The following is a 13,254-nucleotide window of genomic DNA, read 5'->3' as shown; positions in this document are numbered from 1 at the left end:
AGCTTCAGCGCCGTATCAAGCGGGCTGCGCCTCGGCCATGCCCTGATGTCGCAGCAGCGCATCAAGCTGCGGCTCGCGGCCCCGGAATGCCTTGAACGAATCCATGGCGCTGCGGCTGCCGCCGGCCTCCAGGATGGCCTGGCGGTACTTGCGCCCGGTTTCGATGTTCGGCTCGCCGTCGGCGCCCACGGTTTCCTCGAAGGCTGCGTAGGCGTCGGCGCTCAGCACCTCGGCCCATTTGTAGCTGTAGTAGCCGGCCGCGTAGCCGCCCGAGAAGATGTGGCTGAAGGTGTTCGGCGTGCGGCTGAACGGCGGCGAAGGCATCACGGCCACTTCGGCGCGCACCTTGCCCAGCAGTTCCATCACGGCGCCCGGCTGGGCGGCGGCGGCCTGGTGCTCGGTGTGCAGCAGCATGTCGAACAGCGAGAACTCGATCTGGCGCAGCGTCTGCATGCCGCTCTGGAAGTTCTTCGCGGCGGTCATCTTGTCGAAGAGGGCGCGCGGCAGCGGCTCGCCGGTGTCGACGTGGGCCGTCATGTGCGCGAGCACATCCCACTCCCAGCAGAAGTTCTCCATGAACTGGCTCGGCAGCTCGACGGCATCCCACTCGACGCCGCTGATACCCGACACGTCGCGCTCGTTCACCTGCGTGAGCATGTGGTGCAGGCCGTGACCGAACTCGTGGAAGAGGGTGGTCACGTCATCGTGCGTGAGCAGCGGCGGCTTGCCGTCGACGCCGCTGGCGAAGTTGCACACCAGTTGCGCGACGGGCGTCTGCAGCACGCCGTCGTCCGGGCGCAGCCAGCGGGCGCGCACGTCGTCCATCCAGGCACCGCCGCGCTTGGCGGCGCGGGCGGACGGGTCCAGGTAGAACTGGCCGACCTTCTGGCCGGCCCGCTCGATGCGGTAGAACTCGACGCTCGGGTGCCACGTGGGCGCGCTGTCGCGGCGAATCGACACTTCGAACAGCGTCTCGACGATCTTGAACAGGCCCGCCATCACCTTCGGCGCCGGGAAGTACTGCTTCACCTCCTGTTCGCTGAAGGCGTAGCGTGCTTCCTTGAGTTTTTCGCCGATGTAGGTCCAGTCCCAGGCCTGTGGGTCGACGAGGTTCAGTTGCTCGGAAGCGAAGGCGCGCAGGTCGGCCAGGTCGCGCTCGCCGTAGGGCTTGGCCTTGGCGGCGAGATCGCGCAGGAACTTGACGACCTGCTCGGGCGATTCGGCCATCTTGGGCACGACCGAGAGTTCGCCGAAGTTCTTGTAGCCCAGCAGCTTCGACTCTTCCTCGCGCAGCGCGAGGATCTCGGTGATGAGCGCCGTGTTGTCGAACTTCGGATCGCCCAGTTCGCTGGCGCGCGTGACGTAGGCACGGTAGAGCGTTTCGCGCAGCGCGCTGCTCTTGGCGAACTGCATCACCGGCAGGTAGCACGGCATCTTGAGCGTGAGCTTGTAGCCGTCCTTGCCATCGGCCTCGGCGGCTGCGCGCGCGGCGCTCACCACGTCTTCGGGCACGCCGTCGAGTTCTCCCAGCTGTGCGTAGTGCGCGAAGGCGTCGGTGGCGTCGAGGGCGTTCTCGCTGAACTTCTGGCTCAGTTCGGCCTGGCGTTCCTGGATGTCGGCAAAGCGCTGCTTGGCCTCGCCCTGCAGCTCGGCGCCGCCGAGCACGAAGTTGCGCACGGCATTCTTGTGCGCCTGGCGCTGCTCGGGGTTGAGCGTGGACGGGTCGATGGCCTTGTACTTGGCGTACAGGCGCTCGTCGGAGCCCAGGCGGGTCCAGAACGCGGTGACGCGCGGCATGGCCTCGTTGTAGGCGGCGCGCAACTCGGGCGTGTCGGCCACGGCGTTGAGATGGCCGATGGCGCCCCAGGCGCGGCTGAAGCGTTCGGAGGCCACGTCGAGCACCTTGGAGATCGCGTTCCAGTCGGCCGGGAATTCGGGCGCCGTCACCGTCTGCAGCGCAGTCTCGGCATCGGCCAGCAGCGTGTCGACTGCGGGCGACACATGCTCTGGCCTGATGCGGTCGAACAGCGGGAGGTCGGTGAAGTCGAGGAGGGGGTTGTTCGTCATGGCCATGGAAATTACTTGGCGGCGCGTTCGGCCGCTTCAAGGGTGTTGACGAGCAACATGGCGCGGGTCATCGGGCCGACGCCGCCCGGCACGGGCGTGATCCAGCTGGCCACTTCCTTGACGCCGTCGAAATCGACGTCGCCGGCCAGCTTGCCGTCTGCCTTGCGGTTCATGCCCACGTCGATGACGACCGCGCCGGGCTTCACCATGTCGGCGGTCAGCAGGTCGAGCTTGCCCACGGCGGCGACGATCACATCGGCCTGACGCGTGATCGCGCCCAGGTCTTGCGTAGCGCTGTGGCAGATGGTCACGGTGGCGCTCTTGGCCAGCAGCATCATGGCCATCGGCTTGCCCACGATGTTGCTGCGGCCGATGACCACGGCGTGCTTGCCGCGCAGGTCGTAGCCGATGGATTCGAGCATCTTCATGCAGCCGTGCGGCGTGCAGGGCCAGAAGCCGGGGGCACCGGTCATCAGCGCGCCGGCGCTGGCGACGTGGAAGCCGTCGACGTCCTTGGCGGGCGAGATGGTCTCGATGACCTTCTGGCTGTCCATGTGCTTGGGCAGCGGCAGCTGCACCAGGATGCCGTGGACCTTCGGGTCGTCGTTGAGGGCGCGGATGCGCGCCAGCAGGTCGGCTTCGCTCAGGTCGGCAGGGTAGGTCTCGAGCGTGGCCTGCAGGCCGGTCTCGGTGCTGTCGTTGACCTTGTGCTTGGTGTAGACCTGGCTCGCCGGATCGCTGCCCACCAGGATGATGGACAGGGCCGGGTTCACGCCGCGGGCCTTCAGCGCCGCGGTGCGGCCGGACACCTCGGCGCGGATGGTTTTGGCGAGGGCGTTGCCGTCGATCAGTTGGGCGGTCATCGGTTTTGATTTTCCAAGTAAAAACGCCCGCTTGCGCAGGCGTGGGGGAGGTGCGTGGCTATCGCGGGGATAGCTGCGGCTCAGGAGGCCTTGGCCGTGGGAGCCGCTTGCCCGAGCGCGATCTTGAGCAGATCGGCCACGGTGTTGGCGTTGAGCTTTTCCATGATGTTGGCGCGGTGCGCCTCCACCGTCTTGATGCTGATGCCCAGGTCGTCGGCGATCTGCTTGTTCAGGCGGCCGGCGACGATGCGCTCGAGCACCTGTGCCTCGCGGCCCGTGAGCTTGGACAGCAGCGCGTCGCGGCTGGCCGATTGCTGGTGCTGGGTGAAGGCGCCGCGTGCGTGTTCGAGCATGCGCTCGACCAGCGACACCAGCTCTTCGTCGTTGAAGGGCTTCTGGATGAAATCCATCGCGCCCTTCTTCATGCTGTCGACTGCCATCGGCACGTCGCCGTGACCGGTGATGACCACGATCGGCAGCGGAGAACGCCGTTCGATCAGCCGATCCTGCAATTCGAGGCCGGTCATGCCGGCCATGCGGATATCGACGATCAGACAGGCGACTTCGCGCGGGTCGTATCGGGAGAGAAAGGATTCGGCGGATTCGAAACAGCGGACTCTGTAGTCCTTGCCTTCGAGCAGCCATTGCAGCGAATCGCGTACGGCTTCGTCGTCATCGACGACATAGACCGTGCCCTTCTTCGGAATCAAACTCATGCAGGTACCTTTGCCTCGTCGCTTGCTACGGAACTGATAGCGTCCAACACCGGAATCCAGAAGGAAAAACGGCATCCGATCACATCCGGGCCATTGTAGATGTTCTCCGCCTGCATCCGGCCGCGGTGCGACTCGACGATGGTGCGGCACAAGTTGAGCCCGATGCCCATGCCCTCGGGCTTGGTGGAGAAGAACGCCTCGTAGAGCCGGTCCATGACCTCGGGCGAGAGGCCCTTGCCCGTGTCCTGCACCGAGAACTCGATGGCATTGTGCCCCTCGATCACCTTGGGCAGCACGCGCAGCTCGACGCTGCGGCGCGCCAGCGGGCGGTCGGCGATGTCGATGGATTCGGCCGCGTTCTTCAGCAGATTGACCATCACCTGCTCGATGAGGATCGGGTCGACGCGCACCACAGGCAGCCGCGCGGCCACGTAGTGGTTCAGGCGCACATTGCGCCGGCGCAGCTCGATGCCCGCGAGTTCGACTGCCTCGCTCACCATCGTGGCGACATCGGCCGGCGTGCGATTGGGTTCGCTGCGTTTCACGAAGGAGCGGATGCGCTGGATGATCTGGCCCGCGCGCTGCGCCTGCTTCGAGGTCTTCTCGAGCGCGGCGAGCAGGGCGTCGTTGTCGATCGTCTGCCCCTTGATGCGCGACATCATCCCGTTGCAGTAGTTGGCGATGGCCGTGAGCGGCTGGTTGAGCTCATGCGCCACGCTGGAGGCCATCTCGCCCATGGTGATCAGGCGGCTCGCGGCCTGGGCCTTGTCGGCCTGCGCTGCGGCCTGTTCCTCGGCGTCGCGGCGCTGCGTGATGTCGGTGGCGATCACCAGCTGCGCCAGGCGCCCGTCAACCCAGGTCAGGTAGCGCGATCGCACCTCGAGCCACTTGCCCAGGTGCGGCACGAAGATCTCGTTGTTCGCGGTCTGGGCGGCGGTCAGCGTGTCGATGGGGAGGCCGGCGTAGGGGTCGACGTCGTCCAGGCCTTCGTCGTGCGCGTTCGACGGCGGCACGCCTGCCTGCGCCACCATGCCCAGGTGGCCCACGGTGTCGGAGCCGAACCAGAGGCGGTACAGCTTGTTGGCGAACAGCAGTTCCTCGCTGCCGATGGGCGCGACCGACACGGCGGCATCGAGCGCCTCGAGCACGGTGGTGAAGCGTTCGTACGAGGCGGACAGCTGCTCGCGGATGCGCGTGGGCTCGGTGATGTCGGTCATCGACGTCATCCAGCCGGTCTGGTGGCCGCGCGCGTCGATCAGCGGCGACACATAGAGGCGCGCATTGAAGACGCTGCCGTTCTTGCGCTTCACGCGCACCTGGAAGCCGCCGGGCAGGGCGCGCCCGTGCAGTTCTTCCTCGAGGCGCTCGTTCATCACCTCGCGGTCGGATTCGAGCCAGTACGGGAAGGGCGGCGTCTGGCCGACCAGTTCGTCCTCGCTCCAGCCCGTCATGGCGCAGAACGCGGCGTTCACGTAAGTGATGCGGCCTTGCAGGTCGAGCACGCGCATGCCGGTCAGCATGGAGTTTTCCATCGCGCGGCGGAAGTTGGTTTCGGCCACCAGCCGCTGCTGTGCCTGCAGTCGGCGCCGCGTGTGGCGCCAGGTGCCGATCAGCATCCAGCTGGTCATCACGCTGAGGGCGCACACGAGCCAGAAAAGGCCGTTGCCCACCACGCCCTGCGAGGTGCGGTAGGCCTGCGCGCGCAGCATCAGCGCATTGCCCACAGGCGAGACTGGCACTTCGTATTCGTTGGTGGCTTCGGTCCAGGGCAGCAGGCGGGTGCCGCTGTTCTTCAGCGGCGTGGTGTTGCCGGCGATCACGTTGCCCTTGGCGTCGAGCAGCGACACGGCATAGCGCGCCTGCACCTCGGAGGGCATGCCGTAGCGCAGCAGGCCGTCGATCGAGAACTCGCCGAGCACGACGCCCGCGAACAGGCCCTGGTCGAACAGCGGGATGTGCAGCTGCAGCATCGCGGCCGGCTCGCCGCCGGCCACGGGCTGCGAGTACACCGGCTGGCGCAGTTCGCGCGCCAGCGCGTAGTTGCTCTCGATGTCGCCGGGGCGCAGCACGTCGCCGATCAGGTGTTGCTGCGCCGGATGCACGCTGGGCGCGGCATACCCGGCCTTGAAGCGGCGGCGGTCGTCGATCCAGCTGATGGTCTGCAGCTCGGGGAACTGGCTCACCAGCGACTCGGCGCGGCTCGTGAACTCGACCGGGTCGATCTCGCGGTTGGAAGCATCGCGCGCGATGCGCATCAGTTGTTCCTGCCGCTCCAGCAGGCGCAGCCGCACGCGCTGCTGGGCGTACTCGACGTCGCGTCGCACCGACTCCTGCTCGCGCTCGACTTCCTCGGAGCGCAGGTACCAGAACGCCGACACGATGGCCGCGAGAAACAGCAGCACGGCCGCCATCGGCGCGAGCATGGCGACGGCGTCCTGCAGCACGGGTGTCTGCTTGCGCCACCACGTGCGCCACCAGGTCAGCGGCGAGGCTTTGACGGCACTGCGGGCGACCGCGAGCGGGGAGGAGAGGGGCATGGGCGGAGTTTAGGTGATGGCCCTCTTGGCAAAGAGGCCCTGCCGGGAACGTGCTTCCTTGAAATTTCATAATAAGAAAACAACAAGCACTATTTGAAATAGGGAAACTTCTATGCGAAACTCCGCCGAGCTCGGTGCCCAGCGCACTAAATTACAGCCACAGCCCTAATAGGAGAGACAAGCATGTCGGCAAACCCCGAGAACCTGTTCGGCTCGGCCGCAAACGATGCGGACGCCCAGGAGACGCGTGAATGGATGGATGCACTGTCTTCCGTCATCCAGAGCGAAGGGCCCGAGCGGGCGCACTTCCTGCTCGAACAACTGCTCGAACATGCGCGCCAGAACAGCGTCGACATGCCGTTCTCGGCCAACACCGGCTACGTGAACACCATCGAGCCCGGCGTCGAAGCCCGCAGCCCAGGCAATCTCGAGATCGAACAGCGCCTGCGTGCCTACATGCGCTGGAACGCCATGGCCATGGTGGTCAAGGCCAACCGCATCCACCCGCCCGAAGGCGGTGACCTGGGCGGCCACATCGGCTCCTTCGCCTCGCTGGCCAGCATGTTCGGCGCCGGCTTCAACCACTTCTGGCGCGCCGAGAGCGAGAACCACGGCGGCGACCTGCTGTACATCCAGGGCCACGTGTCGCCCGGCATCTATGCCCGCGCCTACCTCGAAGGCCGCCTCTCCGAAGACCAGCTGCTGAACTTCCGCCAGGAAGTCGACGGCAAGGGCCTGTCGAGCTATCCGCACCCCAAGCTGATGCCCGAGTTCTGGCAGTTCCCGACGGTGTCGATGGGCCTGGGCCCGCTGATGGCGATCTACCAGGCGCGCTTCCTGAAGTACCTGCATGCCCGCGGCATCGCCAACACCGAGAACCGCAAGGTGTGGGTGTTCTGCGGCGACGGCGAAATGGACGAAGTCGAATCGCTCGGCGCCATCGGCCTGGCCGCGCGCGAGAACCTCGACAACCTGATCTTCGTCATCAACTGCAACCTGCAACGCCTGGACGGCCCGGTGCGCGGCAACGGCAAGATCATCCAGGAGCTCGAAGGCGAATTCCGCGGCGCCGGCTGGAACGTCGTCAAGCTGATCTGGGGCAAGGGCTGGGACGCCCTGCTCGAGAAGGACCATGACGGCGCGCTGCGCAAGATCATGATGGAGTGCAACGACGGCGACTACCAGTCGTTCAAGGCCAACGACGGCGCCTACGTGCGCAAGCACTTCTTCGGCCGCGATCCGCGCACGCTGAAGATGGTCGAACACCTGAGCGACGACGAAGTGTGGGCGCTGCAACGCGGCGGCCACGACTCGCAGAAGGTGTACGCCGCCTTCCACGCGGCCCAGAACCACCAGGGCCAGCCCACGGTGCTGCTCGTCAAGACCGTCAAGGGCTTCGGCATGGGCAAGATCGGCGAGGGCAAGAACAACGTCCACCAGACGAAGAAGCTCAGCGACGAGGACATCATGACCTTCCGCGATCGCTTCAACATCCCGATTCCCGACAGCCAGATCGCCGACCTGCCGTTCTACAAGCCGGCCGACGACACCCCCGAGATGAAGTACCTGCACGAGCGCCGCAAGGCCCTCGGCGGCTACCTGCCGCATCGCCGCACCAAGGCTGAAGAGAGCTTCACGGTTCCCTCGCTCGACACCTTCAAGTCGGTGATGGAGCCCACGGCCGAAGGCCGCGAGATCTCGACCACCCAAGCCTACGTGCGCTTCCTCACGCAGCTGCTGCGCGACAAGGCCCTGGGCCCGCGCGTCGTGCCCATCCTGGTGGACGAGGCCCGCACCTTCGGCATGGAAGGCCTGTTCCGCCAGATCGGCATCTACAACCCGCACGGTCAGCAGTACACCCCGGTCGACAAGGACCAGGTCATGTACTACAAGGAAGACAAGGCCGGCCAGATCCTGCAAGAGGGCATCAACGAGGCCGGCGGCATGTCCAGCTGGATCGCTGCGGCCACGTCGTACAGCACGAACAACCGCATCATGGTGCCGTTCTACGTGTACTACTCGATGTTCGGCTTCCAGCGCATCGGCGACCTGGCCTGGGCGGCCGGCGACATGCAGGCCCGCGGCTTCCTGCTGGGTGGCACCTCGGGACGCACCACGCTGAACGGCGAAGGCCTGCAGCACGAAGACGGTCACAGCCACATCCTGGCCAACACCATCCCGAACTGCGTGAGCTACGACCCGACCTTCGCGCACGAAGTCGGCGTGATCCTGCACCACGGCCTCAAGCGCATGGTCGAGAAGCAGGACAACGTCTACTACTACCTGACGCTGCTGAACGAGAACTACGCGATGCCCGGCCTGCAGCCCGGCACCGAAGAGCAGATCATCAAGGGCATGTACCTGTCCAAGCAGGGTCCGGTGGTCAAGGCCGCCAAGGGCGCCAAGGAAGCGCCGACCGTGCAACTGCTGGGCAGTGGCACCATCCTGCGCGAGAGCTTTGCCGCGCAAGAACTGCTCGAGAAGGAGTGGGGCGTGTCGGCTTCGGTGTGGAGCTGCCCGAGCTTCAACGAGCTGACCCGCGACGGCCAGGACGCCGACCGCTGGAACCTGCTGCACCCCGACCAGACCCCGCGCGTGCCCTTCGTGGCCGAGCAGCTGGCTGCCTCGACCGGCCCGGTGATCGCGTCGACCGACTACATGAAGGCCTACGCCGAGCAGATCCGTCCCTTCGTGCCGAAGGGTCGTAACTACAAGGTGCTGGGCACCGACGGCTTCGGCCGCAGCGACTTCCGCTCCAAGCTGCGCGAGCACTTTGAAATCAATCGTCACTACATCGTGGTGGCTGCGCTCAAGGCGCTGAGCGAAGATGGCACCGTGCCGGTGGCCAAGGTGGTGGAAGCGATCAAGAAGTACGGCATCAATGTCGACAAGGTCAACCCGCTCTACGCTTGAACATCAACAACCAACGAACGAACGGCGCCTGACGGCGGGAGACAACGATATGGCAGCAGTGGAAGTGAAGGTGCCGGACATCGGCGATTTCGATGAAGTCGCGGTGATCGAGGTGCTCGTGAAGGTGGGTGACACGGTCAAGGCCGAACAGTCGCTCATCACGGTCGAATCGGACAAGGCGTCGATGGAAATCCCGTCGTCCACGGCCGGTGTGGTCAAGGAAGTGAAGGTCGCCGTGGGCGACAAGGTCAAGGAAGGCTCGGTGGTGCTGGTGGTCGAGGTCGAGGCCGAGGGCGCGGCTGCCGCTGCTCCGGCGCCGGCCGCAGCACCTGCTGCAGCGGCACCCGCCGCGGCAGCGCCTGCGCCGGCCGCTGCTGCACCTGCAGCCGCTCCGGCTGCCTCGGGCCCGGTCGAGATCAAGGTGCCGGACATCGGCGACTTCAAGGATGTGGCCGTCATCGAGCTGCTTGTGAAGGTGGGTGACACCGTCGCCGCCGAGCAGTCGCTGATCACGGTGGAGTCGGACAAGGCCTCGATGGAAATCCCGTCGTCGGCCGCCGGTGTGCTGAAGGAGCTCAAGGTCAAGGTGGGCGACACCGTCAACATCGGCGACCTGATCGCAGTGCTCGAAGGCGCTGCGGGTGCTGCCGCTCCGGCGCCTGCGCCGGCACAAGCCGCAGCTGCTGCGCCCGCCGCTGCAACCGCCAGCGCACCGGCACCTGCTGCCGCAGCGCCGGCCGCAGCCGCCCCGGCCCATCAGCCGACGTCGGCCCCCACCGGCAGCCTGCCGCATGCGTCGCCCTCGGTGCGCAAGTTCGCGCGCGAACTCGGCGTGCCGCTCGAAGAGGTCAAGGGTTCCGGCCTCAAGGGGCGCATCACGCAGGAAGACGTCCAGAACTTCACCAAGGCCGTGATGAGCGGCCAGGCCAGCACCAAGGCCTCGGCAGCCAAAGCGCCGGCCGGTGGCGGCGGCGCAGACGGCGCGGCGCTGGGCCTCATTCCGTGGCCCAAGGTCGACTTCACGAAGTTCGGCACGGTCGAGCGCAAGGACCTGTCGCGCATCAAGAAGCTCAGCGGCGCGAACCTGCACCGCAACTGGGTGATGATCCCGCACGTCACCAACAACGACGAAGCCGACATCACCGAGCTCGAAGCCTTCCGCGTCTCCACCAACAAGGAGAACGAGAAGTCGGGCATCAAGGTCACGATGCTGGCCTTCGTGATCAAGGCGGTGGTCGCGGCGCTGAAGAAATTCCCCGACTTCAACACCAGCCTGGACGGCGACCAGCTCGTCTACAAGCAGTACTACAACATCGGCTTTGCAGCCGACACGCCCAACGGGCTCGTGGTGCCGGTGCTGAAAGACGCCGACAAGAAGGGCATCCTGCAGATCAGCGCCGAGATGGGCGAACTGGCCAAGAAGGCGCGCGACGGCAAGCTCGGTTCGGCCGACATGCAGGGCGGCTGCTTCTCGATCAGCTCGCTCGGCGGCATCGGCGGCACGCACTTCACGCCCATCATCAACGCCCCCGAAGTGGCCATCCTCGGCCTCTCCAAGGGCCAGATGAAGCCGGTGTGGGACGGCAAGCAGTTCGTGCCGCGTCTCACGCTGCCGCTGTCGCTGTCGTACGACCACCGCGTGATCGACGGCGCCCTGGCTGCGCGTTTCAACGCCTACCTGGGCCAGGTGCTCGCGGACTACCGTCGCATCCTGCTATGACCACCGTAGTGGCCGTCCGCAAGGGTGGCCAGGTCACGATGGCGGCAGACTCGCTGGTGACCTTCGGCGACACGCGCATGTCGCACAACGCCGAAGCCAACCAGAAGATCTTCACCGTCGAGGATGCCGCGGGCCAGAGCCTGTTCGCGGTGGCGGGCGCCGCCGCGCACCAGCTGGTACTCCAGCATGCGCTGGCCGCCCAGCCGCGCGAGGCGCTGCAGTTCGGCAGCAAGCACGAGGTGTTTCACACCTTCACGCAGCTGCATCCGGTGCTGAAGGATTCGTTCTTCATGCAGACCAAGGAAGACGAGCACGAGCCCTACGAGTCGAGCCAGTTCACGATGCTGCTGGCCAACCCGAGCGGCATCTACGGCATCTACAGCTACCGCGAGGTGTTCGAGTTCAAGCAGTACTGGGCCATCGGCTCGGGACGCAGCTTCGCGCTCGGCGCCATGCACGCGGCCTATGACAACAAGTCGCGCAGCGCGCGCGACGTGGCGGAGGCGGGCATCGCCGCCGCCTGCGAATTCGATCGCAATTCGGCCCTGCCGGCCGACGTTCTCACACTCAAACTGAAAGTGTCCAAATGAGCGAACAACACATCAAGGTGCCGGACATCGGCGACTTCGACGAAGTCGCGGTGATCGAGGTGCTGGTCAACGTCGGTGACACGGTCAAGGCCGAGCAGTCGCTCATCACGGTCGAATCGGACAAGGCCTCGATGGAAATTCCGTCTTCGGCGGCTGGCGTGGTGAAGTCGCTGGCGGTGAAGGTGGGCGACAAGGTCAAGGAAGGCTCGGTCGTGCTCACGCTCGAAGTCGACGGGGCCGCCGCGCCTGCGCCGGCTGCTGCGGCGCCTGCACCTGCCGCGGCTGCTCCCGCGCCCAAGGCTGCTGCTGCTGCGCCGGCGCCCGTCGCAGCGGCGGTGGCTGTGTCCACCTACGGCGGCAAGGTCGATGTCGAGTGCGACGTGATCGTGCTTGGCGCCGGCCCCGGCGGCTACTCGGCTGCCTTCCGCGCGGCCGACCTCGGTCTCAAGGTGGTGCTGATCGAGCGCTACGCCACGCTCGGCGGCGTCTGCCTGAACGTGGGCTGCATCCCGTCGAAGGCGCTGCTGCATGTGGCCGCCGTCATGGACGAGGTGAAGCATTTCGCCGACCTCGGCGTGGACTTCGGCGCCCCCAAGGTCGACCGCGCCAAGCTGCTCGGCCACAAGAACAAGGTGGTGGGCAAGCTCACGGGCGGCCTCACGGCCATGGCCAAGATGCGCAAGGTGACGGTGCTGCGCGGCGTCGGCAACTTCATCGACCCGTACCACCTGGAAGTCGAAGAGACCTCGGGCACGAGCTGGGACACCACCGGCAAGAAGCAGACCGTCAAGTTCCGCAACGCCATCATCGCGGCCGGCTCGCAGTCGGTGAGCCTGCCCTTCATGCCGAAGGACCCGCGTGTGGTCGATTCGACCGGCGCGCTCGAGATGGGCACCGACCCCAAGCGCATGCTGGTGCTGGGCGGCGGCATCATCGGCCTCGAGATGGGCACGGTGTATTCCGCGCTGGGCGCGCGCCTCGACGTGGTCGAGATGCTCGACGGCCTGATGCAGGGTGCCGACCGCGACCTCGTGAAGGTCTGGCAGAAGATGAACGCGCCGCGCTTCGACAACATCATGCTCAAGACCAAGACGGTCGGTGCCGAGGCCACGAAGGAGGGCATCAAGGTCACCTTCGAGGGCGAGAACGCGCCGAAGGAGCCGCAGGTGTACGACCTCGTGCTGCAGGCCGTGGGCCGCAGCCCGAACGGCAAGAAGATCGGCGCCGAGAAGGCCGGCGTGGCCGTGACCGATCGCGGCTTCATCAACGTCGACATCCAGATGCGCACCAACGTGCCGCACATCTTCGCCATCGGCGACATCGTGGGCCAGCCCATGCTGGCGCACAAGGCGGTGCATGAGGCGCATGTGGCGGCCGAAGTCATCGCCGGTGAGCAGAAGGGCGACAAGGAATTGTCCAGCGCGGCCTTCAATGCCCGCGTGATCCCGAGCGTGGCCTACACCGACCCCGAAGTGGCGTGGGTCGGCCTCACCGAAGACCAGGCCAAGGCCGAAGGCATCAAGGTCAAGAAGGGCCATTTCCCGTGGACCGCTTCGGGCCGCGCCATCGCCAACGGCCGGGACGAAGGCTTCACCAAGCTGCTGTTCGATGCCGAGACGCATCGCATCCTGGGCGGCGGCATCGTCGGCACGCATGCCGGCGACATGATCGGCGAGATCGCGCTGGCCATCGAGATGGGCGCGGACGAGATCGACATCGGCAAGACCATCCATCCGCACCCGACGCTGGGCGAAAGCATCGGCATGGCGGCGGAAGTGGCGCACGGCACCTGCACGGACCTGCCGCCCCAGAAGAAAGTCTGAGCGACATATATATAAGAAGGGCGCC

At 66.1% G+C, this 13,254-nt stretch carries 8 protein-coding genes; 4 read left to right on the top strand and 4 right to left on the bottom strand.

Annotation, left to right across the window (positions count from 1 at the left end; translation table 11 throughout):
• Positions 1–15: 15 nt before the first annotated feature.
• The 4 genes from D3H34_RS04080 to D3H34_RS04065 all read right to left on the bottom strand — a co-directional run bounded on the left by D3H34_RS04080 (position 16) and on the right by D3H34_RS04065 (position 6,183).
• Positions 16–2,073 carry a M3 family metallopeptidase gene (locus D3H34_RS04080; RefSeq protein ID WP_119552163.1) on the bottom strand — a complete coding sequence of 686 codons (2,058 nt, stop codon included), beginning with the start codon at positions 2,071–2,073 and terminating at the stop codon, positions 16–18.
• Positions 2,074–2,078: 5 nt separating this feature from the next.
• Positions 2,079–2,930 carry a bifunctional methylenetetrahydrofolate dehydrogenase/methenyltetrahydrofolate cyclohydrolase FolD gene (gene folD / locus D3H34_RS04075; protein ID WP_119552162.1) on the bottom strand — a complete coding sequence of 284 codons (852 nt, stop codon included), beginning with the start codon at positions 2,928–2,930 and terminating at the stop codon, positions 2,079–2,081.
• Positions 2,931–3,010: 80 nt separating this feature from the next.
• Positions 3,011–3,646 carry a response regulator transcription factor gene (locus D3H34_RS04070; RefSeq protein ID WP_099790122.1) on the bottom strand — a complete coding sequence of 212 codons (636 nt, stop codon included), beginning with the start codon at positions 3,644–3,646 and terminating at the stop codon, positions 3,011–3,013.
• A complete protein-coding gene (locus D3H34_RS04065) occupies positions 3,643–6,183 on the bottom strand; it encodes a PAS domain-containing sensor histidine kinase (RefSeq protein ID WP_119552161.1) in 2,541 nt (846 codons plus the stop codon). Before D3H34_RS04065 ends, D3H34_RS04070 begins: the two co-directional genes overlap by 4 nt.
• A gap of 183 nt (positions 6,184–6,366) precedes the next feature.
• On the opposite strand from D3H34_RS04065, the gene aceE reads away from it, so the two are divergent.
• From aceE to lpdA, 4 genes are read left to right on the top strand one after another with little or no spacing between them, the layout of a single operon-like run.
• Positions 6,367–9,096 carry a pyruvate dehydrogenase (acetyl-transferring), homodimeric type gene (aceE, locus tag D3H34_RS04060; protein ID WP_119552160.1) on the top strand — a complete coding sequence of 910 codons (2,730 nt, stop codon included), beginning with the start codon at positions 6,367–6,369 and terminating at the stop codon, positions 9,094–9,096.
• 49 nt (positions 9,097–9,145) lie between these two features.
• Positions 9,146–10,816 carry a dihydrolipoyllysine-residue acetyltransferase gene (gene aceF, locus D3H34_RS04055; protein ID WP_119552159.1) on the top strand — a complete coding sequence of 557 codons (1,671 nt, stop codon included), beginning with the start codon at positions 9,146–9,148 and terminating at the stop codon, positions 10,814–10,816.
• Positions 10,813–11,406, top strand: coding sequence for an Ntn hydrolase family protein (locus tag D3H34_RS04050; RefSeq protein ID WP_062480805.1), 594 nt, complete (start codon positions 10,813–10,815; stop codon positions 11,404–11,406). Before aceF ends, D3H34_RS04050 begins: the two co-directional genes overlap by 4 nt.
• Positions 11,403–13,229: a dihydrolipoyl dehydrogenase gene (gene lpdA, locus D3H34_RS04045; protein WP_119552158.1), complete on the top strand. Its 1,827-nt coding sequence runs from the start codon at positions 11,403–11,405 to the stop codon at positions 13,227–13,229. The genes D3H34_RS04050 and lpdA overlap by 4 nt, the downstream gene beginning before the upstream one ends.
• The last annotated feature ends 25 nt before the right edge of the window (positions 13,230–13,254 follow it).

The organism is Acidovorax cavernicola (assembly GCF_003581445.1).
The sequence above is the reverse complement of the archived record's forward strand: the minus strand, read 5'-3'. Positions and strand labels throughout refer to the sequence as shown.